Raw genomic sequence first — 25619 nt, forward strand, 5'->3', positions numbered from 1 at the left:
ATTATAAAAGCATTTCACTTGTGGCGTTTGTTGTTACTTGTTACTCCATTTCAGCGGTGTATTTAATTCCATTATTTCTCACATCATGGCTATCAAAAATCCGGGGCTCCACTGTACGCCAGCTCTAAGCTGACTTTCCCTGATGGCAAAACAAGAGGGGTTTCATACATAGTTAGCGTTGACAGGATCTCTGAGCGTTTTAGTTAGTTCAGGTAAGCTGATTTTAATGTTGAGCTGACGGAGCTGACGGAAAGTTTTCTTACGCTAAATCAGAGTTATTAAAATGCCTGTTTTAGCTGTGAATTAACCCGTGATAATTGCTGTTCTGGCCTGTTTTATAAGCCGGCTGCCAGGAGAGAAGAGATATTAAGGCGTGGTTGAATTTAGTCGCCGCCATCTCCCCCGTCACCACCGTTACCTCCCGCACCGCCGTCACCTCCCGTGCTGCCACCATTCCCTCCGTTCCCCCCTGCGCCACCAGCACTACCATTGCTGCCATCCCCTCCATTTCCACCGTTTCCGCCATCTCCCCCCATACTGCCGCTTCCTCCATTCCCGCCATTGCCTCCGGCCTGGCCATTCTGTCCAGCACCTCCGTTCCCTCCATTTCCACCGCTTCCTCCCAGGCCGCCATTTCCGCCATCACCGCCATCGGCTCCGGCACCACCATTTCCTCCTGGCCCTCCATTTCCGCCGATACCTCCGTTTCCCCCTCGTCCTCCATTTTCACCCGGACCGCCATTGGCCCCGGCACCGCCGTTCTGACCCGGTCCGCCATCAGAACCTGCAGCGGCATCAATGAGAATGACATTATGGTGTGAACTCAACATATCCGTTTTGTAATCAGCATGCGCATACGGAATGATGATTAGCGAAGCTAACAAAGTGATTGTTTTCATTTGAAAATCCTTTTCAGAAAACTTTCTCCACCGGTCCCTCCGTTACCACCCGCACCACCCGCACCGCCCGCACCACCTGTGCCACCCGCACCGCCTGCGCCACCCGCACCGCCTGCGCCGCCCGCACCACCTGCGCCGCCTGCACCACCTGCGCCGCCCGCACCGCCTTTACTTGATGTATCGGGATTATCGGCACTCCCACTATTGCCGCCATTGCCGCCATTACCTCCTTTTCCTCCGTTAGTACCTTCTCCCGGAACGCCTCCTTTGCCTCCCGCGCCTCCGTTTTCACCATTGCCTTGTTGTCCGTCTTTGCCTGCTGAGGGCTGGAGGGAGGTATTTGAGGATGAAGTATTCATGTCGCTGGCAGTCTGAGCCAGCGAGTAAAACGGACATGCCACTGTCAGTACGGTGGCTAAAAACAATGGGTAACTTCTGGTAAGTTTCATGTGCTGTTCCTGTGCTAACAGTGATAATGCTCCTGCTATAACGGTTACAAACAGGAGCTTTTTAGTTAATGGACGCCAGACTATCAGTCTCCGCCGCCATCACCACCGCCATCACCACCGCCATCACCACCGCCATCACCACCGCCATCACCGCCACCATCACCTCCTCCATTACCACCGCCGTTGCCTGCATCATTTCCGTTACCGTCACCACTCCCGTTAGCATTCCCGGTGCCGTTATTACTGTTATTACCCTGATCAGAACCGTTGCCGTTTTTACTGCCGTTATCATTATTGGAATTATTACCATTCTGGCTGGCGTTAGCGGCGCCATTACCATCACTTCCGCCAGCACCTCCGGCGCCGCCAACACCTCCGGCACCACCTTGCCCGCCTAACGCTCCTCCTGCACCCCCCGCGCCACCTGCGCCGCCGGCACCTCCCGCACCAGTAAGAATGAAGGAAGACTTAGAGGTATTGACGTCAATGTTTGCTGCACTGATATCAAATTGCCTGGCCATACCCTGAGCCGAGTAGAATAAAACCATACTCGCTAACACAGTCATATTTTTAACTTTCACAATGAATCCTCTTTAAGTGAGTAATTAAATTTATTATCTGCGCTGCCAAAGGTATGTTAATTTTCCTCAAATAATTCTTGTCAGTCTTCCTACGTTTTGGAGTTTCTTTATGCGTCCTTTATTTAATTTTTATGTGAAAGGCGGAAATGCATTGCCAGAATGTGGCACTAATTTTAAGAAATAGCTTCTCCAGTTGGCTATTATTTATATTGCACAGTAATTATGGAGTGACAAGCTCAATAATGATGAGTTTTGTTGCTGTGTATGTTTTTATATTTCGTCTGCAATATACTTCAGTTATGTTACGGCTTTTAATTTCATCTGTTACTGCAGCTGATGCGCGAGTCAGGCAAACCTATTTCTCTCTGCGATTGCCCGGGCTATCCGTTCGTATCAAGGGCTGATGATGGAGAGTTTCTTCGTGATGCATATCAGACCAGGGCTATCGTGCAGACGGGCACGCTCATCAGCGCACTCAGGGCGTTTTCTGCCTGAAGGCTGGATTGCTGCGGCCGGGCTGAAGCATCCTTATGCCGATCTGTTCTGCCATATTCTTCGAACTAATAAAGCATTCATATCCTGCGAGACGTCACAGAACCGGCCCGCGTTTAAAGTGATGTAAAGAAGTTCCTGACGTTATTTATAATTATAATTTATGTATTCCTGGTTTTTATTTCGGTGTTTTTTGCATGCGAAAAGCATCCAGGTTGTAGCAGCCTTAAAAGCCGCGCCTGCAAGGGTTAAATGAAATTTTTATGACATGCAAACCAGTGTAGCGTAACTCAGTAATAAGTTAAGACAACGGTATGCATAAGGGTTCTGATTGTTTATAACGCACAAAAAAACGATTTCTGGTTGAACTGGAAAGCATCAAAGCCTGACAAATTTATGAGTTTTTGTGATGCTTTGCAGCGGTGCCATTAATTCTGGTTAATATTATTTATGTGATAAATATTCATTGAAGTTAAAAAAAGAGATGCCGATAGATCTATATCGCCGCCCCCCTTCAAGGAATTTTAATGAAAATCTCTACGCGCCTCGGTTCCGGATTTGGCACGTTAATCATCTTTTTCTCCATATGTATCGTTGTCGCTATTCACTCTTTATATCAGGCTAAAAGCACGCTTGAGTCAGTTGTTCAGGGTGATATGAAAAAAACAAAATTAATCAATGAACTTACCCTGGCGCAGCGCGATATGGCGATAACCGTCAGGAATTTATCACTCTTTTCAGATCAGGCTCTTATCCAGGAGCAGTCTGATCGTCTGGTTAAACTGAAGGCTAAATTTGCAGCCAGCAGGGATCAACTGAATACGATGATCAGCCAGTCTGGCGATACGGAAGAATATAAAGCCTTTGCGAAGATCAGTGACAGCGAGAAAAATGCTCTGGATGCCTTCAGTAACACTGTTCCGCTGGCACTGGCTAAAAACAGTGATATCACCGTTAAGTATCTGTTGGAAAAAGTCAGGCCCGCACAGGTTCCGCTGCTTGAAGGCCTTACCCTGATGAGTGAAATCCTGGCAAAGCAGTCGGATGACTCAGTTAATCAAAATGCGAAAAATACCGAAAGAGCCTACATCATCCTGGTGACGCTTTTAGTTGCGGCTATTTTGTTCGGCACGGGCACCAGCGTCTATCTTATTCGTAAACTCATGAGCGAGCTTGGCGATGAACCGAGTACAGCGCGGAAGCTTGCTTATGCGATCACCAATGGGGATCTGACCACACCGGTTAGCTTGAAGAAAAATGACACTCTCAGTCTCATGGCCTCTTTAAACAGCATGCAGGTTCGGTTACGGGATATCGTTTCAGAAATTAAATCAGGCTCTTCTTCAGTCGCCCTTTCTGCGAATGAAATTTCTGAAGGTAACAATGAGCTTGCATCCCGCACTGAACAGCAGGCCGCTGCCTTGCAGGAAACGGCTGCGAGTATGGAACAGCTCACCGCTACGGTACAAAATAACAGCAAAACTGCCAGGGACACAGCCAACTCAGCGAGAGATACCGCCTCGATTGCAAAACGAGGGGAAACGGACGTCAAACGAATGTCAGATACGATGAGTGATATTTCAAAAAGCGCGTCTAAAGTCAGAGATATCACCGCCGTCATCGAAAGCATCGCATTCCAGACTAATATTCTTGCCCTGAACGCAGCCGTTGAAGCGGCACGAGCGGGAGAGACGGGAAGGGGCTTCGCTGTCGTCGCGTCTGAAGTCAGAACGCTTGCACAACGTAGTGCGACTGCCGCAAAAGATATTAAAGCGTTAATAGAGCAGGCTGTCGGACAGGTTGAATGCGGCGTCACTGTTGCCAGTGATACGGGTTTGAGTATTCTCAAAGTCGTGCATTTAGTGGATGAACTGGCTGAATCCATGGATGCTATTGCGCTGTCGTCGGCTGAACAGATGCAGGGGATTTCTCAGGTGAGTATTGCAGTCAGTCAGATGGATGGGGTGACGCAAAATAACTCTGCTCTGGTAGAAGAATCATCAAGTGCTTCTCAGTCACTCTCTGAGCAAGCGCAGTCTCTCAGGCTGATTGTAGAGACCTTTAAAGTATAAATTGTCCCGGCGCTGACATGCGCGTTGGGTAAATTCCAAAGCAAGAGGCCGGTACTGCCTGTCAGCAGTACCGGCCTTATTCCCCGCATCAGGCGGTTAAACGCTTACCTGAAAGGCGGCTCATTAAAGGTACGCAACTTACGCGAATGCAGCTTATCGCCCTCGGCGCGCAGCAACTCAACCGCGTGAATACCAATCTGCAGATGCTCCGAAATCGCCCCTTCATAGAAACGGTTCGCCTGACCGGGCAGCTTAATCTCACCGTGCAGCGGCTTGTCTGAAACGCACAGCAGCGTGCCGTACGGCACCCGGAAACGATAACCTTGTGCGGCAATAGTGGCGCTTTCCATATCGACTGCCACCGCACGGCTCAGGTTAAAGCGCAGTGCCGAAGCGGAGTACCGAAGTTCCCAGTTGCGGTCGTCCGTGGTCACCACGGTGCCGGTACGCAACCGCTGCTTCACCTCTTCGCCTGGCATGCCGCTCACCGATTTGGTGGCGTCATACAGCGCGCGCTGCACTTCGGCAATGCTGGGTACCGGGATATCAGGCGGCAGCACGCTGTCCAGTACGTGATCGTCGCGCAGATAGGCATGGGCCAGCACATAATCACCGATCCGCTGGCTCTCGCGCAGACCGCCACAGTGACCAATCATCAGCCACGCATGTGGACGCATCACCGCCAGATGATCGCAGATGGTTTTGGCATTCGACGGGCCAACACCAATATTAATCAGCGTAATACCGCGACGATTCGGCGAGGTGAGATGCCAGGCGGGCATCTGGTGCTTCTTCCACGCCAGATCCGAGAGCATCGATTCACTGTCAGCGGTGTCGGCGGTCAGCACCACATCGCCCGCGCAGGCCAGGCTGTCATAAGGGGTACTGGGATCGCGCACCTGCTCGATCGCCCAGCGCACAAACTCATCAACATAACGGGTGTAGTTGGTGAACAGCACAAACGGCTGGAAGTGCTCTACGCTGGTGCCGGTGTAGTGGCGCAGGCGGGCCAGCGAGAAGTCGGTTCGCAGCGCGTCGAAGTGCGACAGAGGGGATTTTGCATCGGCGTGGAACAGGCCATCGGCGGTCTCATCGCCAATCTGTGACAGCTCGGTGGTCGGGAAGTGGCGCGCAATACCGGCGCTCATGGTGCGATCCAGTGACAGGTCGGAACCGTCGATCACGTAAGGATAGGGGATCTCCTGACTGGAGGGCCCCACGTCGATCTCCAGCTGATACTCCTTCTCCAGCATCTGAAGCTGTTCCGAAATATAGTGGCGCAGCAACGCCGGGCGGGTGATGGTGGTGCTGTAACTGCCGGTGTGGGTGAAACGTCCCCAGGCACGCGTACGGTTCTGCTGCGGACCGTCGCCGCGCCAGGTGATGCGCAGCTCCGGGTAAACAAATAGTCCCTGCGCCCGCGCGGTGGCATCGGGCAGCGTGCCGTTTTCGGTAAAGGCTTTAATCGCCTCGCGCAGCGCATCGACGGCGCCATCGTACAGGCGTTCAAGTTCATCCAGCGCCTGCTGGCTGGTCAGGTTTTTCCGTAGTGTCGGCATGGTTTCTCCTTCCATTTTTTTTCCGCAATTTGCCCCAAGCTTAGCGGGTTTGTTGCGGAGATTGGTGAAGAATCTGTGATCGCCGTTTTTTTGCGCCAGCGAAGCGCGAATTCTGAGCAGTGCTGTTTTAAGTGAGGATCCGCTGCACTGAAATCCAGTAAGAAAATCTTTACTATCAGAAGCGGTGATTCGCCTCTTTTTAATACGTTACTGATGAGGAGAGGGTGGAAAAACCGCCAGCAGCAAAGCATGGCCAACCGATCATAACGTCAGGGAAATAATCAGGTTTGCTACAGCGGACGGGGCAGTGAGGCAGATTGTGCCGTGGCGGCATTAAAAAGTTTGTAACCATGATTAATTTGCACCGGAAAGACTTTGCATATTTCCCTGCCCACTATCATCATTAGAACTCCTGTCCAGTCTCTTCTGATTTGGTAATCCTTTGCAAAATCCCGGCGTAGCAGTGATGCAGGCGATCAAGCGCACGGCGTGGTACCCGAAACGCCGTTCGTATCGCACGCTCTACTGGCGTGAGATATCGCCATTAGCAGTGCCTATCTTTTTCGAGAACGCCTGTGTGCTATTGATGGGCGTACTGAGCACCTTCCTGGTCAGCTGGCTGGGTAAAGAGGCGATGGCGGGTGTGGGCCTGGCCGACAGCTTCAACATGGTGATCATCTCGTTCTTTGCTGCCATCGATCTCGGTACCACGGTGGTGGTGGCGTTCAGCCTGGCAAAACGCAACGGCAAGCGCGCCCGTGCCGCCACGCGTCAGTCGCTGGCCATGATGACGATACTCGCCTTTGTGCTGGTGATCGCCATTGAGTTCTGGGGCCATCTGATCGTCGATGCGATTGCCGGTGCCGCCGATCCGAAAGTCAAAGCGCTGGCGCTTAGCTATCTGCAGACTTCCGCCTGGAGCTATCCGGCCGCCGCCATCACCCTGATTGGCAGCGGGGCGCTGCGCGGTGCAGGTAATACCAAAATTCCGATGCTGATTAACGGCGGCATGAACATCCTCAACATCATCATCAGTAGCGTGCTGATTTATGGCTGCTTCTCGTGGGACGGTTTAGGGTTTATCGGTGCCGGGCTCGGACTGACCATCACCCGCTATATCGGGGCGATCGCGGTGATTTACGTGCTGATGATCGGCTTTAACGCCTCACTGAAAATCACGCTGTCGAGCTATTTCCGGCGCTGGAACAGCAGCATTCTGATGGAAGTTTTAGGTATAGGCGTGCCTGCCAGTATCGAGTCGGTGCTGTTCAACGGCGGTAAACTGCTGACACAGGTGTTTGTTGCCGGAATGGGCACCAGCGAGATTGCCGGTAATTTTATCGCTTTTTCTATCGCCTCACTGATCAACCTGCCAGGCAATGCGCTGGGTTCGGCTTCAACGATTATCACCGGTACCCGTCTGGGCAGGAATCAGGTGTTCCAGGCGGAACGCCAGGTGCGGCACGTCTTCTGGCTGGCGACGGTCTGCCTGACCGTGATGGCCCTGCTGACGGTGCCGCTGGCCGGGTTGCTGGCACGGTTTTATACCAGCGACCCGGAAGTAATTAACGTGACGAAGCAGCTGATCTGGCTTAACGCGCTGTTTATGCCGTTATGGGCCGCTTCCTGGGTGCTACCTGCCGGTCTCAAGGGCGCACGCGATGCGCGTTACACCATGTATGTGTCGATGTTCAGCATGTGGGGCGCCCGCGTGGTGGTCGGCTACCTGCTCGGTATTGAACTGGGGATGGGCGTCACCGGCGTCTGGCTGGGGATGTTCCTCGACTGGACGGTGCGTGGCATCTTCTTCTGGTGGCGACTTAACAGCGGCAAGTGGCTCAACCGCTATCGAAAAATGATCGCGAAAACCGGTTAGCGCGTTGTTAACGCCTTTCACCCGCCATGGGGAAAGGCGTCTTACCTCTTTCAGCACCATTAAAAATAACATCTCCGTCACATCTCCAGACTTTCGAACCGAATTTCAGACAGTTGCACAAAGCCAGCCTTCTCAGACAGGGTTAGCGTAATGCCTGCTGCGCAATGATGCAGACACTACTTATCAAGGTGACCCTATGATCCGTCTGAAAACGGCGCTGGCACTCCTGCCGCTGCTGTGTAGCGCCCCGTTATGGGCGACAACCTTTGTCTATGTCTCCAATGCTGAATCCGGCACCGTTTCCCGCTATCAGCTCAGCGAGGCGAATGGCAGCCTGCAATGGCGTGGCGATACGCCTGCCGGTAAAAAGATTATGCCGCTGGCGGCCAGCCCGGATGGTAAACGGCTCTATGGTGCGCTGCGGAGTCCGCCTTATTCGATCATCAGCTGGCGCGTCTCGGGTCCGTACGGTGACTTGCAGAAACTGGCGGTGACGCCGGTTGCAGCCAGCTTTCCGTGGATCACCACCGACAAAAGTGGGCGCTATCTGCTGGCTGCCTCCTATGACAGCGATATCGTCACCAGCAACCGGATTGATGACAAAGGAGTTGTGACACCCCAGGTCACGGGCGAGGTGAAAACCGGGCCGCATGCCCACTCGGTGATCACCGACGTCAGCAATCATTCACTCTACGTCGGCAACCTTGGCGCGGATCGCGTGCTGCAATATGCCTTTGCCGATAATGGCGCGATAACGCCGCTGGGCACCGGATTTGTTCAGGGTGAGAAGAACAGCGGCGCACGGCATTCCGTGATATCGCCCGACAATCGTTTTCTCTATAACCTCGCGGAGATGAGCGGCACCATTACGCAGTTCCGGCGCGCGGCGGATGGGTCGCTGACGGAGCTGAAAACCTGGCCGAATGCGGTGGCGAAGAAATATAACCTGCAGCATGGCGAGCAGCGCCCGGCGGGCTACAGCGATCCCACGCCGCGCATCTGGGCGGCAGACATTAAAATCACCCCGGACGGGCAATTTATCTATGTCACCGAGCGCACCTCCAGCACCGTCAGCGGCTACCGGGTTGATAAACAGTCGGGTGAGTTAACACTTATCGGCAGCTGGCCGGTTGAAAAACAGCCGCGCAGTATTGCGATTGATGCGCAGGGTAAATGGCTGATCGTCAGCGGGGAGAAGAGCGCGGTGATTGGCAGTTACGCTATCGATTCCGCCAGCGGTGAACTCAAACGGGTTGCTGAAGCCCCGGCTGGTAAAGGCGCGAACTGGGTGACGCTGATAACGCAGTAACCGTTTTGAGCCGCTGGCATATGGCACTGGCTAAACAGATGCGGGCTGCTTATGCCATTTCCGGCATAAGCAGCGCAGAAATTTTTGGTTCTGATCGGGCGTGTAAGCGGGTTTACTCAGGGCATCAACTGATGCGAAGAGCCTGAGATGAAACAGAAACTGATAGCCTGGTTTGAACAGCTGCTGAGCGGCCCTGTGGCGAGTGACCGTGTGCATGATATTAACGTGGAACTGCTGCTGCCGCTGAGCCAGCTGTATGGACTGGAATATTATCCGGCAGTGCATCGCTACCATGAAAAATAATGGTTGTTGTATGTTGTCTGGTTAAAGGCCCGCTACGTTGCGGGCCTTTTTGCGTTTGGGCCAGGATAGAGTGTGGACTTCATTTCTCCGATTAATACAGGGTAGAGATCTCTGATAGGCATGTCAGGAAACTTCGTTTAATATCTGCGAGTTGTGTTCCAGTTCTGCCTGTTGTCGTCCAGCGTTAATCGACGTATTCTTTTTCTGCGCCTGCAAAATCAGGCGACGGAATTGGAACTCCGGTTAATCATACTGGCGACAATGTATTATTGTCGTACGTCTTGCTACACCTCAATGGTGGGCTGGGCGAGGGCACCTCAGGGTGCGCCGGTTCAGTATGCCCGGTAGTTCCAACCTCGTTCAGTCTGCCACCCATGAGATTGGAACCTCAGGTGGCGGTTTAAAAGCATACTGGAGACATCCCCATGACCACGAACCTCGATCAATGCCACTTCTCATCTGAAGTCGCGCCATCTAAAACACAACGTCGCTATACCATCGGCTATCAGCCTAAACGCGGTGATTGCAGTACACCTGCAATACATCTGAGCGGAAAATGGCTGCGTGAGGCAGGATTTGATACCGGAACCATTATTACGGTGAAAATTGAGCAGGGTTGTCTTGTGCTGGTTCCGGAAAATGATTAAATATAATTTCCTGATATAGGGAAATGACTCAGATAATGTTAATCACTTTTATTCAATTGCGTAATGGCGCTTGTTTTTAGAGTTTATCAGTCAGGGTATATAAGAGAAGTTGTAAAATCTATTTTTGATGTTTTCTACAGGAACATCTGAATGGTTTCTATCAACGTTTAAAAGAGCTTTCCAGCATTCGTCTTAATTTATCCTGACTAATCTAAAAGATAAAAGCCTCATACTTTCGCAGCAGGCTTTTATCTTTCACTAGCATCATGCTTAGTGCATTAACTGACTCACCAGTCCGGTAAGATCAGCCTTTTTATCCACGACGCCCGCCGTTGACGCTTTATCCACCAGCTGCGGCAGATATTTCGCCAGCAGATTCAGTGCATCGCTGGTGTTGATGCCCATCCGCGCAGCCAACTGCTCAATCGCCTCAGAGTTAATCATCTTCTGCACCAGGTCGCTGCTCAGCGCAACGTTCTGCTCATCACCCAGCCAGGAGTTAACGACCTCACTGTACTCGCCGCTCTGCAGGTGACTCACGATAGTATGTAAACCGCCTTGCTGCTCAACCCACTCCAGCACACCTTTCACTTCCTGGCTGGTCTGATTATTCAGGCCGCACATGGCCAGTACTGTTTCCAGTAAACTCATTCTGTTATCCCCTTTAACGTAATCTATTAAGACTGTTTACACGCTCTGATTTTATGAATGACAAACAGCACAATAATTGAACCCACGGTGGCAATAGCAATGCTGTAAATATTGAAGCCATTGACCTTGCCAAAACCCAGAGCGGTACTGACTACACCGCCAATCAGCGCACCGATAATACCCAGAATAATGGTCATGAAAATGCCCATATGTTCTTTACCTGGCATAATACATCGGGCGATAATGCCGGCAAGTAATCCGAATACAACCCATGACAATATACCCATCATTAATATCCTCTGTTTTTATATTAATTACAGCAACGTTTAGCAGTGGTTTAACCCATGAATTAAAAGCAGGTGTATCGTACGCCGCGTAGTGTTTGCCTGGCAATCCTGTTTTCTTTATTAAACTAAACGTATCAGAAACGATAGGGGAGTAAATATGAGCATTCTGGATAATATTAAAAATATAGGCGATGAGTTGTTACATGCTGTAGATAAAAATGTTGAAGATAAGTCTGTAACCGCCGCAGAGAGTAATCGTACATATACGGTTAAATCAGGCGACACGCTCAGCGCCATCGCAAAGCAGTTTTACAATGATGCGTCCCAGTATATGAAAATCTTTGAGGCGAATAAAAACATTCTCAGCAGCCCGGATAAAATTGCACCGGGTCAGGTACTGACCATTCCTGATTAATAATTCGTCAATAGTATGAGCCAGCTGGCGCAAATATTGCCCGGCTGGTTTTTTATTTAAAGCCAGCTTGTCATTACACCATGACAGGGTTGCGCCAGACAGCATGCGTTGATTCAGACTTAACGGTGGTCTCGGTAATAGCAGCCGCAGACGAGCTGAGATGAACAGTCAGACAGGAAGAGAATACTGGGATTGCTGAAAAGCAAAAAACCCGCTCAGGTTTCCCTGAGCGGGTTTTTCTAATCTGGCTCCTCTGACTGGACTCGAACCAGTGACATACGGATTAACAGTCCGCCGTTCTACCGACTGAACTACAGAGGAATCGTGTGAACGAGGCGAATATTAACGGCGTCGCTCTAAGGTGTCAACAGCAAAAAATACATTATCATTCAACTGGCTAGCTTTAACGCAAAGCGATCGTGATTTAAGCAGTTTGCGCAGTGTCAGCGGCGATTCTGGGCAGGGGATCCTGCTGGTAAAACTGGCGCAGATGCTGATACATGGCGGGAAAGCGTTCGGCCAGCAGAACCGGAGCCGTAAAGAAATATTCAGAGAGCACGGCAAAGCACTCAGCGGGATCGCTGGCGGCGTAGGGATCGATCGTGGCGGCCTGCTCACCCACCAGTTCAACTTCACTCTCAATCTCCGCCATCGCGGCACGCAAATCCTTCTCCCAGAGTGCGACGTCACGCAGTGACATGACCGGAATACCGCTGGTGTAACCGCTGCCGCGGGCATCCAGCTTGTGCGCAACTTCGTGGATCACCAGATTAAAGCCGGAGAGATCGAACGAGTCCTGAATATCGAGCCAGTTGAGTACGACCGGCCCCTGCGTCCAGCTCTGTCCGGCATGAACCGCAGGCGCACTGTGAACCAGCCCATCGTCATCCTGCCACTGATCGTCGACCTCGAACGGCCCGGGATAGATCAGCACATCGTGGAAACCGTCCAGCCACTCCAGGCCCAGTTTCAGTACCGGCAGGCAGAACAGCAGGGCGATCCGCACACTGCGCAGTTCATCCAGCTGAACACCGTCGAGCGGCACCAGTTTTTTCTGTTGCAGAAAGCGCTGCGCCAGCTCAACCAGCGCCTGCTGTTCAGCCTCATCCAGCTGGCTGAATATCGGCTGCGCCAGCCCGTGCTGCCATGGCAGCGCGGCCAGGGTGGCGTCGTTATGCGTTTTCCAGGGCCATTTAAACATCGCAACTCCCGCACAGAACCGGACTATTTCGCTATCCTGACGCGGCAGACATAAAAATGCCAGCATCGAAACACCATGCTGGCACTGTTCATCTGGCTACAGGGCTAAGGGCCGTCTATTCAACCCGTTAGCACGGTCGTTGTCTGTGATTCAGCCCGCAAAGCGTGGGGCCGGGGCGTCAGTTGCGCTCAATACGATGAAACTCAATCACCCACACCCAGGGATTCACTTCCCAGCTGGTCGCACCATACTGTTTTTCCCAGGCTTTACGGTACGCCTCTTTGGGCGATTCAGAATTGACGTTCATGGTGAAGAAGTTGTTGAGGAAGTGCGAATCGGTCTGCACACCTTCCGCCATAATGTCATCTTCACTGATGTCCTGAATTTTCTCGGCGCGCACGCCGGTAATTTCCAGATTGATGCGGCTGGCCCAGCGCGGCATATGAATGGCGGTTTGCCAGCCAAACTGTTCCGCTTCCGGCGTGCTCAGTGCATGCTGGCCCAGCTCGTTGCTGTCTGCACGATACTGGCAATATTCTGGCTGGCGGAAGGGCGTCGGGTCGCGTTCATAATCGGCCAGATGCTGCTCGGGTACCATCGGGCCACGCCAGGTTTCACGCACCCAGAGCACGTCACCCGGTTTACCGTACGGACACTGATAGCTGATATCCGTCATCGACATCATTTTATAACCATGCAGATGATTAGCACTCACATCGAAAGCGTGTACGCCCTCGTGATGATCCTGTCCCGGACCGAAAGCCTGAGTTTTCATAATGCGCCGGGTTTGCGTTTGCTGGCCAACCAACAGGGCACGAACACGCTGTTCGGAAAAAAGAATCGGCCGTTCTTTCATGGATTACCTCTTTTTATTAGTAGAACCCGGTTACTGCTGTAAAAGTCCATTTGCTTCACATCTGAGAGTTATCATAAAAGCTTTAAATCATTTTGCTTAATAATTTGTAGGCTGACTGTCACTGTATAATTGTCACTTTAGTAGTTAAAAACCAGCAAAATGCAAAAAGCGCACCAAAGCTTATCACGCAACTGGCAAAAAGCGACGAATAGCCCGGATACAGTACGTTATAACCGTAAAAATAGGAACCTTTTCAGACTTTTTCACCTGTCATAACGTGCAGTTTTACACTTAATCGCGTGACAAAAAAACGCTGAGCATGAGGCAGGAAGTTGGTTAAGATCGAACCAAACATTACGCCTGTTAAACTAATTTTCTTAGCAGCAATTCACTGAGGAAAGACTGAAAACAGCCGAAATTGCGGTTATTGTGTAACAGAGATGCTATACAGATGATCCAGATCTCATTTTTCTGCCCGGAATTGCTGGCAGCGCTGCTCTTTTCAACTGCACTGTAAAAAAAGTGTCATTAGCCAGTCGCTATGATGGCTTGCCGTTTGCGCACTGATCGCGACAGAAAAACTGCTGTTGATCACTACAGGGAGATAGATTATGTCACTCACACTCTGGCAATCTCGCTATGAAAGCTGGTTTCAGGCGAACTGGATCCACGACGACGGCGCGCACGATATCGCCCATCTGCGGCGTGTCTGGATGAGCGCACAGCGAATAATGAACGGTACATCCGCTGATCCGCTGGTGGTGCTGACCGCCTGCTATTTTCACGATGTGGTAAACCTGCCGAAGAACCATCCGGAACGCCATCTCGCCTCAACCTATGCCGCGACGGAAACCCAGCGCATTCTGCAGCAGGATTTTCTCGATTTCCCGGCTGAAAAGATTGATGCCGTGATGCATGCCGTTAAAACCCACAGTTTCAGCGCCGGCATACCGCCTCAGACGCTGGAAGCTAAAATTGTACAGGATGCTGATCGGCTGGAGTCGCTGGGCGCGATCGGGCTGGCGCGGGTCTTCTACACCGCCGGTGCGCTGAATCGGCCATTATTCGACAGCCAGGACCCGCTGGGTAAAGATCGCGAGCTGAATGATGTTAAGTGGACGCTGGATCATTTCCAGAAGAAGCTGCTGCGTCTGCCGGAAACCATGCACACTGAAACCGGCCGCATGCTGGCTGAGCATAACGCAGATTTCCTGGTACGCTATATGGCTAAGCTTTATGCCGAGCTGCAGGGCAATCTGGTGGGAATGGATGAGGGTGTGCTGCGGGACTTCACACCTTTGCAAACCGAATATTAAATTTTTGTGACAGTGTATTAATCGAAACGGTCATCCGGTAGCGTGTAGCAATAACAAAAAGGAGCTGCCCGATGACTGAAACTGTTAATTTAACAATTAAAATTGATCCTGAGCTGAAAGAAACGATTAAACAGCTGGCGCTGGAAAATCAGATTTCGATGAGCCAGGAGATTGTGCAACGTTTGCAGGCCAGTCTGGAAACGCATCCACATCCGGCGATTGATAATCAGGACATCACTGAAGAGGGGACTGAGGGATCCAGTGCCGCTGACGTGAAGACCGATGCACTAAGTGCAACAGAGCTGAAGCAGATTCGGCTGCTGCTGAAGAAGCAGAGCAAGAAGAAGAAATAAAACAGAAACCCGTCGCCAGACGGGTTTTTACTTTGGAGAAAGGCTGGACCTTTTCGCTGTGAGACTGTGCCTGCGAAGGGAACACGGTCAGATCGGAAAGACGCAAAAGCCGTCATCCATGACATGCTCGGCCCGCGCCGTCCCTGGCGCGGGACGCTTTCCTATTCTGACCGTGTTCCCTGCGAGTTAAGCTTATTTGTTGCTGTGAGACTCGCCTGATGTGAGTTCTTCATCAGCCTGAAACCCGTCGCCAGACGGGTTTTTTCATTTCACGGTGCTTACGACTTCAGCTGACGAATATGTGGCAGTAACAGCTGAGCCACCGCTGCAAACACAGGCACCACCACCGAGTTACCAAACTGCTTATAAGCCTGAGTGTCCGAAACCGGAATGCGGAACGGCTCGCGGCCTGGCACATCAAAGCCCATCAGGCGGGCGCACTCGCGCGGGGAAAGGCGGCGTGGCCGACGCGCCATGTTATCGGCATCCTGAAACTCCGCTTCGCCCAGCGCACTGTCCCAGCCGCGATCGATCAGAATCTCTGAGCCATCTTTGTAGTAACGTGCTGACAGCGTACGCACACAGCAGTCAGGATTACGCGGATCGTTGAGGCCAAAGCCAAAGCCATTGCCTTTGGCTTTATGTTTTTTCGCATACTGATAGAGGTAGCGCCACAGCACTGGTGACAGGATATATTTGTCGTCCGGCGAACTCTCCAGCAGGCTCTGCAGGCTGGGTACCTGCGCCGGGTAGAAACGGCGGATATCGCGCAGCGTAAAATCCTGCTTTTTCAGGTCACGGCGAATACCCACCAGCACAATGCGTTCGCGATGTTGCGGCAGGAAGTGACGCGCATCGATCACTTTGGCATCCGGGCTGCTGGCACCCGCATCCGCAACGTCATACCCCAGCTCATCCAGCGTCTCCATGATAATGGCGAAGGTGCGGCCCTTGTCATGGCTCTTGAGGTTTTTCACATTCTCCAGCACAAAGAACGGCGGCTTCTTGGCAGCCAGGATACGGGCCACATCGAAAAACAGCGTGCCCTGTACCTGACACTCAAAGCCATGTGCACGGCCCAGCGCATTTTTCTTGCTGACGCCCGCCAGCGAAAAGGGCTGGCAGGGAAAACCGGCCAGCAGCACCTGATGATCGGGGATTGCCGCATCAATCGCGCGGTATATCGCTTCATCGTCGGTCAGACCTTCCGGCTGGGTGACCTGACGGATATCGGTATTGAAGTGATGCTCAAGCGGATCGCTGTAGTGGTTGGCTTTGTAAGTGCGGACCGCCTCTTTATTCCATTCACTGGTGAATACGCATTTGCCGCCGATGGCCTCGAACCCCTTACGAATGCCGCCAATACCGGCAAAGAGATCGATAAAACGAAATTCAGGATTATCATAATGGGCGGGACGGGATGGCAGCAGCCCTTGTAACAGCGACAGTTCCGCCTCACATAACGGTGGCAGGGCGGTTTTACCCTGACGAATCCGGTTCAGGAGTGCCGGCGTCCAGCAGGAAAATCCTGACTGCTGCAGGCGGGACGTGAGATCACGAACCGAATAGATTGCCAGCACCTGCTGAAAGAGTTCAGACGCATCAGCAGATGAAAGTGCAGCAGAGAGTGGTTCAGCGAGGGCGGCGGGATGCATGCGTTTTTCCTTAACAGTAAGGTGCCTATGCTATCACTCCAGACGCTGTGAGGAAATTGCCTGGATGTGCCCTGTGTCAGCCCCCCGGAATGTTCTGTTTTTGCGGCACACTGTGTGAAGTCGTCGGGCGGCGGCTTTCGCTTTTCGTGGCGCAGGCTAAAGTTGAAGTACCAGCAAAAAAGGAGAGGTTATGGCTGATGTTCACTCCAGCGAAATACGCAGCAAAAATATGCGTGCCATTCGCGCTCAGGATACGGCCATTGAGCAACGTATTGCGCTGCTGCTGAAAGATCGGGGATTCAGCTTTCGCGTGCAGGATAAAAACCTGCCGGGTCGGCCCGATTTCGTTCTGACAGAACATCAGGCAATTATTTTTGTTCATGGCTGCTTCTGGCATCGTCATCACTGCTATCTGTTTAAACTGCCGGCGACGCGCACAGAATTCTGGACCGGCAAAATTAACAGCAACGTTGAACGTGACCGGCGTTATGTGCGCCAGCTGCAGGAGAGCGGCTGGAAAGTGCTGATCATCTGGGAGTGTGCACTACGTGGCAAACTGCGCCTGACGGATCAGGACCTGCTGGAGCGGCTGGAGGAGTGGCTGCTGGCGATGCCGGAGAGTGCCGAAGTCGACCATCAGGGCATTCATCATTACAACGCCGATTGCTAATCACAGACATAATTGGTTAGATCTGCGCTTTCTCCGTGGCCAGGAGCCTGAAATGAGCAGCATAAAACTGACGGTAAAACGCCTTTACCAGATTCGTGACGAGCGGATGGTGAATACCAAAGCGACCGCGCGGGTTTACTGCGGTGACAGGCTTGTCGCCACGGAGGAGATCACCGGCATGACCGAAAGCCCGGTCAGCAAATATCTGCATGCTGAAGGAGCAGCAGGCGAGACGGTGCGGGTAGAGTGGGATTGTGAGGGCATCGCCGAGATGACCGTTACGGAAATTGAGCGCTGCCCATGTTGTCAACATAACGAACCGGACTAAGGATAAGATTTTGGCGGGAACCAGTTTACTGACTTTACTTGATGATATTGCAACACTTCTGGACGATATTTCCGTCATGGGGAAAGTGGCGGCGAAAAAGACCGCTGGCGTACTGGGCGACGATCTGTCGCTGAATGCTCAGCAGGTCAGCGGCGTAAAAGCCAACCGTGAGCTGCCGGTAGTATGGGGCGTTGCCAAAGGATCGTTTCTTAACAAACTGATCCTGGTGCCACTGGCGCTGATTATCTCCGCGTTTGCGCCCTGGCTGATTACGCCGCTGCTGATGATTGGCGGTGCCTATCTCTGCTACGAAGGCGTGGAGAAGGTGATGCACAGTCTGCAGCATGACAAGCAGAGCAAATCACCGGAAGCGCGTCAGCAGCGACTCGATTCGCTGGCGAATCAGAATGCGGCAGAGTTTGAGAAGAAGAAGATCAAAGGCGCGGTGCGCACCGATTTCATTCTGTCAGCCGAAATTGTCGCGATTACCTTAGGCATCGTGTCGGAATCGCCGCTGCTCAACCAGGTGATTATCCTGGCGGGCATCGCAATTCTGGTTACGGTAGGCGTTTACGGCATCGTGGCGGCCATCGTAAAAATTGATGACTTCGGATACTGGTTGCGTGAGAAACCGTCCCGCCTTGCGCAGGGTTTGGGTAGTGTGCTGCTGGCTGCCGCGCCCTGGCTGATGAAGATCCTCTCGGTGGTCGGCACCATCGCCATGTTCCTGGTCGGCGGCGGTATTGTGGTGCACGGTATCGCACCGCTGCATCATCTGATCGAGGAAGTCAGCAGTGGCTTCAGCGGCTGGATCGCTATGCTGCTCAGCAACGGCGCCAACCTGGTGCTCGGCTTTATCATTGGGTCGATCGTGCTGTTAGTGGTCAACCTTATTGCCAGAGTGCGCGGAAAATCGGTATAAAGCGCACTGTGATTTACGGTCAGGAGAATGACGATGAACGACGACATGTTTGAATTTGATATCGACGCACAACTGGAGCAGGCTGAAGCGAAAGCAGAGAAAAAAGCCAGCGAAGTGCCGGATGATCTCGGCGACGAAGCCGATTGCGAAGGCTGTAAAATCTGACGTCAGCGTCAATACTTCATCAAAGCGGATAAGTTTTTTTATCCGCTTTTTTTATTTTCCGCATATCCAGCTGATTAATTCCGAATTTGCCCTTTTTTTGCGTGCCTTAACAGGCAGGAACGTTATTCGCCTGCTATAAAGAAAATAATCACTCAGGTTAATAACACTCAGGTTAATAACACTCAGGTTAATAAAAGGAGCGCATCATGGTTTTCGCAATCAGTGAAGAAGTACAGCATAAGGAAGAGGGGCAGACGATGGTGGTGACCGGCTACGCGAGTGGCATGGTGGAGTGCCGCTGGTATGATGGCTATGCCGTGCGCAGCGAAGCCTTTCGCAGCGATGAACTCTGCGCCCTGAATCCCGCGCAGCAACTGGCGGGCTGACAGCATCAGGCCTGTGGGTTCTGCTACCCGCCAGGCCCGGTTTCTGCTTTTTCTGGCCCGGCACGCTCCCTGTGCCGCCCTGTTTTCAGACGTTACCGTCGTTATCTTCTTCAACTGCCTGATAGATCCGCTGCAGCACATCCGGGAAGGCTGACTGGACGCGACTCCAGCTCGGTATAAACGGCTTATCGTTAGGACGCTCAATAAACGCCTGACCCGCTTCCAGAATCGACTGGGTAAACATCTCTACCGCTGCCTCTTCCACATGCTGATCAAATTTCAGCCCGTTCATCGCCGCCTCATGGTTATAGGTCTCCATCATATCCAGCGCATTACGGTAATAGGTCGCCTTCAGCACCCGGAACGAGTCGCTGGTCAGCGGCACACCCATGGTGGCGAGCTTACGCAGCAGTGACTGGACGATATCGCTGCTCATGCGCTTCAGGCCGCCGGTGCCGTCATCTTCAGCCAGCGGCTGATGTTTGTGATCGTAGTTATCGGCGATCTCAACCTGGCACGACTGGCGGGTGGTGTAGTTACGATAAATCTCTGACAGCACGCCAATCTCCAGCCCCCAGTCGCCGGGGATTTTAATCCCGTTCAGCACATGCGTCCGCATGGCGAACTCCCCGGAGAGCGGATAGCGGAAGCTCGACAGATATTCCAGGTATTCTGAATGGCCATAAACTTTCTGCAGCGATCGTAGCAGCGGCCCGACCAGCAGACGTCCCACGCGGCCATTAAGCTTGCCATCCGCGACGCGCGCGTAGAACCCCTTACAGAACTCATACTGAAACGCTGGGTTCGCCACCGGGTAGAGCAGGCGTGCCAGCATTCCGCGCTCATAGGTGACGATATCGCAGTCATGCAGTGCCACACAGCTGGTACGGTCTGACGCCAGCGTATAGCCAGTGCAGAACCAGACGTTGCGACCTTTGCCGGGATTAGTGGGTGATAAACCCTCTTTATCCAGCTCGGCATCAATCGCCTTCAGACGCGGGCCATCGTTCCACAGAATGCGATGCCGTTGCGGCAGACGGGAGAAAAACTCGCGGGCAAACAGGAACTGGTCGCGGTCGGCGCGATCCAGCCCAATCACAATTTCATCCAGATAGGGCACTTTAGCCAGCTCATCGACGATTTTCGTCAGCGCCGGGCCTTCAAGTTCGGAAAACAGCGATGGCAGGATCAGCCCCATTTTGCGTTTGCGGGCAAAGCGTACCATCTCTTTTTCCAGCGACTCCACGCTACGGTGGGTGAGGTTGTGAAAGTTGGTGATTACGCCATTCTGATAAAAGTCACTCATCGCATCATCCTTTTAATGCCCGTGGGCAGCTCATTGAGGTTGAGTCAAAAAATAGTCCAGCCCTTCACGCCAGCCCTCAGGGCCATGGTGAGCTGTGTGATAGATCTGCTGCTGATCGGATCGGCTGAGTGTCACCGGTGTTTTACTGTAGCCCTTAATTACGACCGCATAATCAACCGCATCCAGCATCGGCGCATCGTTAGGGCCGTCACCCAGTCCGATGGTCACGCGTGCCTCACCGGGTGAATGCGCCAGCAGCCAGCGCAGGGCTTCGCCTTTGCCGCTGCCCGCAGGCATCACATGCCAGAAACGCCCGCCCTGGGTCAGCGCCAGGCCCTGTGCACGCAACGCATCATGGAACTGCTCAAACGCCTCGTCACTGTCGCGCCAGACAATCACTTCTGACGCATCGCGCTGACGCGACAGTTCTGCATCCGCCTCACTCAGGCCGGTCATTGCGGCCACTTCCGGATCAGAGAAGTCATGAAAGCCGGTAAAACGGTACGCTGTTTTCAAGGCAGCCAGCCGCTGGCAGATAGCGTCATAGGTCAGGGTGTTATCGGGCAGGCGGATACGCTGCTGATCGTGCGTTTGCACCACGGCACCGTTTTCAGCAATAAACGGTGAACCACTGATGCCAAGCCTTTTTTGCAGCGGAATAATCTCGGCTGCCGTTTTACTGGAACAGATCACCAGCGGAACGGCGTACTGCTTTAACGTGGTGAGCCATTCGGTGGCCGCATCCCAGCGATAGGTATGATGGTCGAGTAACGAACCATCCAGATCGGTAATTATCATTAACGGCTGGTGGAGATCGGGCATTTACAGGCTCCTTTCATCACATTCGCGGCTAAAGCGGCGATTTTTCAATATTATAGTTGAATATGGCTCACACTTTTTTTCCTGCCACGCTGGCTGGAAATCCAGGATAATTCTTAAAACGAAACCGCAGTAAAAGTGGGTATGCAAGAAGTGTGCAGGGCTAAGTGACTGGCGGGCGCGGTGTTTTTGGTAACAGTCGCTCCATAATTACCCGATCGGTTGCAGAAACGTGCATATCTGATGCTTGTTTCGGCGTCCGGAAAGGGTAATCTGCAGAGGTGTTAAGAATTCCCTGGTGTAACGAATTGATTTTTTACCCGGCCTTCCCGCCGGGTTTTTTTTGAAATCGATTTCAGCGGTTCGCTTCATAGGCGCGATAATCACAAATATCAATTTCAAACGCCTCCGCCAGTTCGCTATAGGAGTGGAAAACCCGGCCTTCTACTTCCAGCCGTGGCGTCTGATCCTGCTCCATATAGTCCCGTACCTCTCCCGACGTTCTGGCCTGAATCGCCGCCAGTAAACCTTCGACATCAATCTGCAGATCGGATGGCTGAGCATCGCCGTGCTGTTTTTCGTCTGTCATTTTCTGACTCCTGAGAGCAAACAGAGTAATCAGTATAGAACGCAGGGCAGAAAGGCGGGAGCGGAGAGATCGCAGGCAAAAAAAAGCCCGCGCTGCGCGGGCAAAATCCTTGTTACTTTCAGGTTGGCTGCACCTATGGGGTGGTGCAGTGAGAAGAGTTTAAAGGTCTGACGCGTAAGAAGTCTTGCGGTGAAATGTTAAGGAATTGCAAAAGTTTCTCCTTACTCAGATTTACCTGACTTTTCGACTAAACAGAGCAGAATCAGCTATAGTTAGCCATAAAGCTGATTTTTATCAATACCTAAAGGAATGGTTATGGACATCTTACGAATTATTATCGCTATTCTGCTGCCACCACTGGGCGTGTTTATGCAGGTTGGTTTTGGCGGCGCCTTCTGGCTGAATATCCTGCTGACACTCTGTGGTTATATCCCCGGTATCATCCACGCCGTCTGGGTCATTGCCCGCCGCTAACGCGCTGCATCGCCACGGTTCTTCGTTTAGACTGTACTCAGTCAATAATCTGGAGAACCGAAATGAAGGTAAATGACCGCGTCAGCGTCAAAACCGATGGCGGCCCGCGTCGTGTTGGCACCATTCTGGCTATGGAGCCGTTTAATGAAGGCACCATGTTCCTGGTGGCGCTGGAAGATTATCCGCTGGGCATCTGGTTTTTTAACGAGACCCACCAGCCGGATGGCATTTTCGTCGAGCCTTACCACGAAACCTGAGCCTGACGCGCAATAAAAAAGCCGCCTTTCCGTTTGCCGGAAAGGCGGCTTTTTGCTGTCGGAGATTACGCGGCTGACATCAGCCGCTGACGGTTAACCGCTATAACCTCAGAAGGTTTCCCAGTTATCGCTGCCGCCTGCCAGCGCCGGACGGGGGGCCAGAGCCGGTGTCTTTAATGGTGAAGAGACACGTGCAGCCACACCTGTGGTTGCAGGCGTGTCCTGCAGGCGGAATGCCGCGACCGCCTGCGTCAGTTTACCCGCCTGATCTTCCAGCGAGGCCGCTGCAGCGGAGGCTTCTTCCACCAGCGAGGCGTTCTGCTGGGTGACGTTATCCATTTCGGTGACCGCCTGGCTCACCTGCTGAATACCACGGCTCTGCTCGTCTGACGCCGCCGCGATCTCCGACATAATATCGGTAACGCGTCGTACGGCTTCGACAATCTCACCCATGGTGCTACCGGCTGCGCCAACCTGATGCGAACCGTCATTGATCAGCGTGACGGACTCAGCAATCAGCGATTCAATCTCTTTCGCCGCCTGCGCACTGCGCTGGGCCAGATTACGCACTTCGCTGGCCACGACCGCAAAGCCACGACCCTGCTCACCGGCACGCGCCGCTTCTACCGCCGCATTCAGCGCCAGGATGTTGGTCTGAAACGCAATACTGTTAATGACATTGGTGATCTCAGCGATTTTTTTCGAGCTGCCGGAAATATTGGTCATGGTTTTCACGACGCTGCTCACCAGCTCGCCGCCGCTGCGCGCTTTACCCGAGGCATCCGCGGCCAGCTGGCTGGCGTGATGCGCATTCTCGGCGTTCTGCTTCACCGTAGCGGTAAGCTGTTCCATGCTGGCTGCGGTCTGCTCCAGTGCCGCAGCCTGCTGCTCGGTGCGTGAAGAGAGATCGGTGTTACCGGCTGAGATTTCGCTGGAGCCCTGGTAAATCGCGACGGCGCCTTCACGCACCGTACCAACGGTAGTCACCAGCGCCTGCTGCATCAGTTGCAGGTTATGGATGAGCGTACCAATCTCGCTGCGGCCATGGGGCAGGGGAGCGGAGGTCAGATCACCCTGCGCAATGCGTTCGATACGCAGCACCGACTGACGCAGCGGACTAATCACCACGCGGCGCAGGAAGACAAAGGTCAACAGCACCAGCACCAGGGCGGCACTGAATGCTACGGCCATGGAGATAAAGCCGATGCGTGACTGCTGATCGGCCTGGGCGGTAATGGCATTGGCGCGATCCGTTCGGATCTTGATCGCCTTAAGCAATACCGCGTTATAGTCGTCATCCAGCTTGCGGGTTACATCGGTCTCCTGAGCGATGATGCCCTCAAAGCTGCCCTGTTTACCGGATTCAATCATCGGTATCAGGCCTTTGGTAATGTAATCGTTGAAGCGAGCCTGCAGCGTGGCATCCAATTCCATATCCGCGGGCGTCTTTACTTCACGTGCCTGATAAATCGCGAAGCCATCTTTTGCCTGCTGAATCCGTTTTTCGGCGGCGGCAATATTGGCGCGAAACTCGTCCATTTCACCAATACGCGCGGCGGCACCGGCCTGAATAATGGTCAGGCGCGCAGTACGCAGATGGTTTGAACTGTTAGAGAGGCCCATACGAACCTGAATTTCGTCTGTGGCATCATCGAGGGAGTGATTACCGGAAATCAGAAAGTAACTGGCGACACCAATACAGAGTGCGAACAGCAGCAAAATGCCGCCGAAGATCAGGCTAAACAGCGGCACCAGGCGGAGATTCTGCCAGATGCCTGCGCTTTTCTGTCCATTATTATCTCGTGCAGTGTTCATATCCTTGCTCTCTTGAGGCTGTTGTTATAAGGCATAACATCGGCAAAAGAGCGTAAAGGCTTAGCGGTAAGAGTGAGACCTGGATCGCAATTCCGGGCAAAAAAAAACCGGCCAGAGAGGCCGGTTCTTCAGATGTTATGATCAGCGGATATTAACGTAAATACCTGAAGTCACATTATCCGTTAAACGCACCACATGATAAATAACCTGCTTATTATGGGTTTTGATTTTGCGTTTAATATTACCTTTGTGTGACGATACCGTTTTGGCCTTAATTTGCATTTTATCTGAGATCTGGATGGTATCATGACCTGACATCCACATCTTCAGCATGTTTGACTCAGTCTGGCTCAGCGTTAATGGATGTACATCCATGCCCGAAGAGATACGTGCAGACTGGTTAAGCTTCTTCTGCAAATAGGTGCTGAGTAAGGAATCCAGGGTCGATGTCTTCATCGATTTTGATGTAATAATCAAGTTCTTACGAACGTAGAGATATTCCTCAAAATGGATATTGCTAATCGCCATGAATATAAAGAACAGCGTATCAGGATGCTGCGTAATAATGCTGCGGATACGTTCACTGGAATCGGACTCATGAATGAAGCAATCTTCATTAATAAAGACGACGCCAGGGTTTAATTGCTCACATTTTTGCTGTAGTTGCTCAATATCGGAGACAGAAGAGATATTCTTCTTCTTAACTCCTTTTAAAGACATGTAGTCTGATAATCCCAGGCGTGTGTAGTTGCAGGAATCCATAATAATAGTTGGCATAATAGCGACCCTCACCAATTTGTTATCCGTTTAAATCAACGATGAATACGCGTTGCGGTACGAGAGAGATTTCTTAGGTACTTTTTTATTCTGCTCGTGCAGTTTGGCAACAGGCAAACGCCCGTAAAAGTCTTCATCCCTGACCCGTTCTGCAAAAAATTTGTGCTGCCATGACGTCACACATTCTCCG

General features: G+C 52.4%; 29 protein-coding genes and 1 tRNA gene. 16 read left to right on the forward strand and 14 right to left on the reverse strand.

The features are described 5' to 3' along the window. Positions 1–292 precede the first annotated feature (292 nt). The gene (locus tag ACO6VX_RS02875; protein ID WP_422457627.1) at positions 293–811 is read right to left on the reverse strand and encodes a hypothetical protein; all 519 of its coding nucleotides are present in this window, start codon (positions 809–811) and stop codon (positions 293–295) included. 101 nt (positions 812–912) lie between these two features. Then, positions 913–1113: a hypothetical protein gene (locus ACO6VX_RS02880; RefSeq protein WP_422457628.1), complete on the reverse strand. Its 201-nt coding sequence runs from the start codon at positions 1111–1113 to the stop codon at positions 913–915. A 303-nt stretch (positions 1114–1416) separates the two neighbouring features. Between ACO6VX_RS02880 and ACO6VX_RS02885 the strand changes: the two genes are divergently transcribed. Next, positions 1417–1746: a hypothetical protein gene (locus ACO6VX_RS02885; protein ID WP_422457630.1), complete on the forward strand. Its 330-nt coding sequence runs from the start codon at positions 1417–1419 to the stop codon at positions 1744–1746. Between the two features lie 1202 nt (positions 1747–2948). Next, positions 2949–4493, forward strand: a complete 1545-nt coding sequence (locus ACO6VX_RS02890; RefSeq protein ID WP_346455999.1) for a methyl-accepting chemotaxis protein — start codon at positions 2949–2951, stop codon at positions 4491–4493. Positions 4494–4597: 104 nt separating this feature from the next. On the opposite strand, the gene ACO6VX_RS02895 is transcribed toward ACO6VX_RS02890, so the two are convergent. Then, positions 4598–6052, reverse strand: coding sequence for an AMP nucleosidase (locus ACO6VX_RS02895; RefSeq protein WP_010670874.1), 1455 nt, complete (start codon positions 6050–6052; stop codon positions 4598–4600). 466 nt (positions 6053–6518) lie between these two features. Here ACO6VX_RS02895 and ACO6VX_RS02900 point away from each other — a divergent pair, with 466 nt between their 5' ends. From ACO6VX_RS02900 to ACO6VX_RS02915, 4 genes are all read left to right on the forward strand, one after another. Then, positions 6519–7928, forward strand: coding sequence for an EmmdR/YeeO family multidrug/toxin efflux MATE transporter (locus ACO6VX_RS02900; protein ID WP_022625464.1), 1410 nt, complete (start codon positions 6519–6521; stop codon positions 7926–7928). A 196-nt stretch (positions 7929–8124) separates the two neighbouring features. Continuing rightward, on the forward strand, positions 8125–9237 hold the full coding sequence (locus ACO6VX_RS02905; protein ID WP_346556141.1) for a lactonase family protein: 1113 nt from the start codon (positions 8125–8127) through the stop codon (positions 9235–9237). Between the two features lie 147 nt (positions 9238–9384). Further along, on the forward strand, positions 9385–9540 hold the full coding sequence (locus tag ACO6VX_RS02910) for a hypothetical protein (RefSeq protein WP_010247735.1): 156 nt from the start codon (positions 9385–9387) through the stop codon (positions 9538–9540). A 425-nt stretch (positions 9541–9965) separates the two neighbouring features. Then, the gene (locus ACO6VX_RS02915) at positions 9966–10187 is read left to right on the forward strand and encodes a SymE family type I addiction module toxin (protein ID WP_022625466.1); all 222 of its coding nucleotides are present in this window, start codon (positions 9966–9968) and stop codon (positions 10185–10187) included. Positions 10188–10457: 270 nt separating this feature from the next. Here the strand turns inward: ACO6VX_RS02915 and ACO6VX_RS02920 are convergent, their stop codons facing one another. Further along, complete coding sequence (locus ACO6VX_RS02920) at positions 10458–10838, reverse strand: YidB family protein (protein WP_010247730.1); 381 nt, start codon at positions 10836–10838, stop codon at positions 10458–10460. Positions 10839–10864: 26 nt separating this feature from the next. Then, positions 10865–11125: a GlsB/YeaQ/YmgE family stress response membrane protein gene (locus ACO6VX_RS02925; protein WP_022625467.1), complete on the reverse strand. Its 261-nt coding sequence runs from the start codon at positions 11123–11125 to the stop codon at positions 10865–10867. Between the two features lie 157 nt (positions 11126–11282). On the opposite strand from ACO6VX_RS02925, the gene ACO6VX_RS02930 reads away from it, so the two are divergent. Then, positions 11283–11540 (forward strand): LysM peptidoglycan-binding domain-containing protein, encoded by a 258-nt coding sequence (locus tag ACO6VX_RS02930; RefSeq protein WP_320513451.1) that lies wholly within the window; start codon positions 11283–11285, stop codon positions 11538–11540. A 245-nt stretch (positions 11541–11785) separates the two neighbouring features. On the opposite strand, the gene ACO6VX_RS02935 is transcribed toward ACO6VX_RS02930, so the two are convergent. The 3 genes from ACO6VX_RS02935 to ACO6VX_RS02945 all read right to left on the reverse strand — a co-directional run bounded on the left by ACO6VX_RS02935 (position 11786) and on the right by ACO6VX_RS02945 (position 13597). After that, positions 11786–11861 (reverse strand) — tRNA-Asn (locus ACO6VX_RS02935). A 103-nt stretch (positions 11862–11964) separates the two neighbouring features. Next, the gene (mtfA, locus tag ACO6VX_RS02940) at positions 11965–12741 is read right to left on the reverse strand and encodes a DgsA anti-repressor MtfA (RefSeq protein WP_346556143.1); all 777 of its coding nucleotides are present in this window, start codon (positions 12739–12741) and stop codon (positions 11965–11967) included. A 178-nt stretch (positions 12742–12919) separates the two neighbouring features. Next, on the reverse strand, positions 12920–13597 hold the full coding sequence (locus ACO6VX_RS02945; RefSeq protein ID WP_163851859.1) for a hypothetical protein: 678 nt from the start codon (positions 13595–13597) through the stop codon (positions 12920–12922). A gap of 611 nt (positions 13598–14208) precedes the next feature. On the opposite strand from ACO6VX_RS02945, the gene ACO6VX_RS02950 reads away from it, so the two are divergent. Together ACO6VX_RS02950 and ACO6VX_RS02955 are read left to right on the forward strand one after the other, a co-directional pair. Further along, a complete protein-coding gene (locus ACO6VX_RS02950) occupies positions 14209–14913 on the forward strand; it encodes a phosphohydrolase (RefSeq protein ID WP_060680449.1) in 705 nt (234 codons plus the stop codon). 71 nt (positions 14914–14984) lie between these two features. Continuing rightward, positions 14985–15266: an Arc family DNA-binding protein gene (locus ACO6VX_RS02955; protein WP_010247717.1), complete on the forward strand. Its 282-nt coding sequence runs from the start codon at positions 14985–14987 to the stop codon at positions 15264–15266. A 278-nt stretch (positions 15267–15544) separates the two neighbouring features. Here the strand turns inward: ACO6VX_RS02955 and dcm are convergent, their stop codons facing one another. Next, on the reverse strand, positions 15545–16921 hold the full coding sequence (gene dcm, locus ACO6VX_RS02960; protein WP_346556144.1) for a DNA (cytosine-5-)-methyltransferase: 1377 nt from the start codon (positions 16919–16921) through the stop codon (positions 15545–15547). Between the two features lie 190 nt (positions 16922–17111). On the opposite strand from dcm, the gene ACO6VX_RS02965 reads away from it, so the two are divergent. The 5 genes from ACO6VX_RS02965 (at position 17112) to ACO6VX_RS02985 (ending at position 19392) form a co-directional block, all read left to right on the forward strand. After that, positions 17112–17591: a very short patch repair endonuclease gene (locus tag ACO6VX_RS02965; RefSeq protein WP_010247714.1), complete on the forward strand. Its 480-nt coding sequence runs from the start codon at positions 17112–17114 to the stop codon at positions 17589–17591. A 52-nt stretch (positions 17592–17643) separates the two neighbouring features. Then, positions 17644–17919, forward strand: a complete 276-nt coding sequence (locus ACO6VX_RS02970; RefSeq protein WP_010247711.1) for a hypothetical protein — start codon at positions 17644–17646, stop codon at positions 17917–17919. Between the two features lie 10 nt (positions 17920–17929). Continuing rightward, a complete protein-coding gene (locus ACO6VX_RS02975) occupies positions 17930–18841 on the forward strand; it encodes a DUF808 domain-containing protein (RefSeq protein ID WP_422457634.1) in 912 nt (303 codons plus the stop codon). Between the two features lie 33 nt (positions 18842–18874). Next, complete coding sequence (locus ACO6VX_RS02980; RefSeq protein ID WP_003854444.1) at positions 18875–19006, forward strand: hypothetical protein; 132 nt, start codon at positions 18875–18877, stop codon at positions 19004–19006. A 206-nt stretch (positions 19007–19212) separates the two neighbouring features. Next, positions 19213–19392, forward strand: a complete 180-nt coding sequence (locus ACO6VX_RS02985) for a YodC family protein (RefSeq protein ID WP_010247703.1) — start codon at positions 19213–19215, stop codon at positions 19390–19392. 85 nt (positions 19393–19477) lie between these two features. On the opposite strand, the gene ACO6VX_RS02990 is transcribed toward ACO6VX_RS02985, so the two are convergent. The 3 genes from ACO6VX_RS02990 to ACO6VX_RS03000 form a co-directional block, all read right to left on the reverse strand. After that, positions 19478–20698, reverse strand: coding sequence for a glycosyl transferase (locus tag ACO6VX_RS02990; protein ID WP_010247700.1), 1221 nt, complete (start codon positions 20696–20698; stop codon positions 19478–19480). A gap of 30 nt (positions 20699–20728) precedes the next feature. Further along, the gene (locus tag ACO6VX_RS02995; protein WP_159226519.1) at positions 20729–21520 is read right to left on the reverse strand and encodes a mannosyl-3-phosphoglycerate phosphatase-related protein; all 792 of its coding nucleotides are present in this window, start codon (positions 21518–21520) and stop codon (positions 20729–20731) included. 352 nt (positions 21521–21872) lie between these two features. Next, the gene (locus tag ACO6VX_RS03000; protein ID WP_045139807.1) at positions 21873–22106 is read right to left on the reverse strand and encodes a DUF2525 domain-containing protein; all 234 of its coding nucleotides are present in this window, start codon (positions 22104–22106) and stop codon (positions 21873–21875) included. Positions 22107–22421: 315 nt separating this feature from the next. Between ACO6VX_RS03000 and ACO6VX_RS03005 the strand changes: the two genes are divergently transcribed. Together ACO6VX_RS03005 and dsrB are read left to right on the forward strand one after the other, a co-directional pair. Further along, positions 22422–22580: a YqaE/Pmp3 family membrane protein gene (locus tag ACO6VX_RS03005; RefSeq protein ID WP_010247691.1), complete on the forward strand. Its 159-nt coding sequence runs from the start codon at positions 22422–22424 to the stop codon at positions 22578–22580. A 62-nt stretch (positions 22581–22642) separates the two neighbouring features. Next, positions 22643–22837 carry a protein DsrB gene (dsrB, locus tag ACO6VX_RS03010; protein WP_191918446.1) on the forward strand — a complete coding sequence of 65 codons (195 nt, stop codon included), beginning with the start codon at positions 22643–22645 and terminating at the stop codon, positions 22835–22837. Positions 22838–22945: 108 nt separating this feature from the next. Here the strand turns inward: dsrB and ACO6VX_RS03015 are convergent, their stop codons facing one another. Together ACO6VX_RS03015 and rcsA are read right to left on the reverse strand one after the other, a co-directional pair. After that, positions 22946–24652 carry a methyl-accepting chemotaxis protein gene (locus ACO6VX_RS03015; RefSeq protein WP_187495964.1) on the reverse strand — a complete coding sequence of 569 codons (1707 nt, stop codon included), beginning with the start codon at positions 24650–24652 and terminating at the stop codon, positions 22946–22948. Between the two features lie 141 nt (positions 24653–24793). Continuing rightward, positions 24794–25429: a transcriptional regulator RcsA gene (gene rcsA, locus ACO6VX_RS03020; RefSeq protein WP_010247685.1), complete on the reverse strand. Its 636-nt coding sequence runs from the start codon at positions 25427–25429 to the stop codon at positions 24794–24796. Positions 25430–25619 lie beyond the last annotated feature (190 nt).

Origin of the sequence: Pantoea sp. BJFS-204, assembly GCF_049310725.1 — a bacterium.
GTDB classification, from domain to species: Bacteria; Pseudomonadota; Gammaproteobacteria; order Enterobacterales; family Enterobacteriaceae; genus Pantoea; species Pantoea agglomerans.

Coding starts and splice junctions, on each gene's coding strand:
- ACO6VX_RS02875 (WP_422457627.1), bottom strand. CDS start 811: ATGTCATTCTCATTGATGCCGCTGCAGGTTCTGATGGCGGACCGGGTC.
- ACO6VX_RS02880 (WP_422457628.1), bottom strand. CDS start 1,113: ATGGCGGCAATAGTGGGAGTGCCGATAATCCCGATACATCAAGTAAAG.
- ACO6VX_RS02885 (WP_422457630.1), top strand. CDS start 1,417: ATGGACGCCAGACTATCAGTCTCCGCCGCCATCACCACCGCCATCACC.
- ACO6VX_RS02890 (WP_346455999.1), top strand. CDS start 2,949: ATGAAAATCTCTACGCGCCTCGGTTCCGGATTTGGCACGTTAATCATC.
- ACO6VX_RS02895 (WP_010670874.1), bottom strand. CDS start 6,052: ATGCCGACACTACGGAAAAACCTGACCAGCCAGCAGGCGCTGGATGAA.
- ACO6VX_RS02900 (WP_022625464.1), top strand. CDS start 6,519: ATGCAGGCGATCAAGCGCACGGCGTGGTACCCGAAACGCCGTTCGTAT.
- ACO6VX_RS02905 (WP_346556141.1), top strand. CDS start 8,125: ATGATCCGTCTGAAAACGGCGCTGGCACTCCTGCCGCTGCTGTGTAGC.
- ACO6VX_RS02910 (WP_010247735.1), top strand. CDS start 9,385: ATGAAACAGAAACTGATAGCCTGGTTTGAACAGCTGCTGAGCGGCCCT.
- ACO6VX_RS02915 (WP_022625466.1), top strand. CDS start 9,966: ATGACCACGAACCTCGATCAATGCCACTTCTCATCTGAAGTCGCGCCA.
- ACO6VX_RS02920 (WP_010247730.1), bottom strand. CDS start 10,838: ATGAGTTTACTGGAAACAGTACTGGCCATGTGCGGCCTGAATAATCAG.
- ACO6VX_RS02925 (WP_022625467.1), bottom strand. CDS start 11,125: ATGGGTATATTGTCATGGGTTGTATTCGGATTACTTGCCGGCATTATC.
- ACO6VX_RS02930 (WP_320513451.1), top strand. CDS start 11,283: ATGAGCATTCTGGATAATATTAAAAATATAGGCGATGAGTTGTTACAT.
- mtfA (WP_346556143.1), bottom strand. CDS start 12,741: ATGTTTAAATGGCCCTGGAAAACGCATAACGACGCCACCCTGGCCGCG.
- ACO6VX_RS02945 (WP_163851859.1), bottom strand. CDS start 13,597: ATGAAAGAACGGCCGATTCTTTTTTCCGAACAGCGTGTTCGTGCCCTG.
- ACO6VX_RS02950 (WP_060680449.1), top strand. CDS start 14,209: ATGTCACTCACACTCTGGCAATCTCGCTATGAAAGCTGGTTTCAGGCG.
- ACO6VX_RS02955 (WP_010247717.1), top strand. CDS start 14,985: ATGACTGAAACTGTTAATTTAACAATTAAAATTGATCCTGAGCTGAAA.
- dcm (WP_346556144.1), bottom strand. CDS start 16,921: ATGCATCCCGCCGCCCTCGCTGAACCACTCTCTGCTGCACTTTCATCT.
- ACO6VX_RS02965 (WP_010247714.1), top strand. CDS start 17,112: ATGGCTGATGTTCACTCCAGCGAAATACGCAGCAAAAATATGCGTGCC.
- ACO6VX_RS02970 (WP_010247711.1), top strand. CDS start 17,644: ATGAGCAGCATAAAACTGACGGTAAAACGCCTTTACCAGATTCGTGAC.
- ACO6VX_RS02980 (WP_003854444.1), top strand. CDS start 18,875: ATGAACGACGACATGTTTGAATTTGATATCGACGCACAACTGGAGCAG.
- ACO6VX_RS02985 (WP_010247703.1), top strand. CDS start 19,213: ATGGTTTTCGCAATCAGTGAAGAAGTACAGCATAAGGAAGAGGGGCAG.
- ACO6VX_RS02990 (WP_010247700.1), bottom strand. CDS start 20,698: ATGAGTGACTTTTATCAGAATGGCGTAATCACCAACTTTCACAACCTC.
- ACO6VX_RS02995 (WP_159226519.1), bottom strand. CDS start 21,520: ATGCCCGATCTCCACCAGCCGTTAATGATAATTACCGATCTGGATGGT.
- ACO6VX_RS03000 (WP_045139807.1), bottom strand. CDS start 22,106: ATGACAGACGAAAAACAGCACGGCGATGCTCAGCCATCCGATCTGCAG.
- ACO6VX_RS03005 (WP_010247691.1), top strand. CDS start 22,422: ATGGACATCTTACGAATTATTATCGCTATTCTGCTGCCACCACTGGGC.
- dsrB (WP_191918446.1), top strand. CDS start 22,643: ATGAAGGTAAATGACCGCGTCAGCGTCAAAACCGATGGCGGCCCGCGT.
- ACO6VX_RS03015 (WP_187495964.1), bottom strand. CDS start 24,652: ATGAACACTGCACGAGATAATAATGGACAGAAAAGCGCAGGCATCTGG.
- rcsA (WP_010247685.1), bottom strand. CDS start 25,429: ATGCCAACTATTATTATGGATTCCTGCAACTACACACGCCTGGGATTA.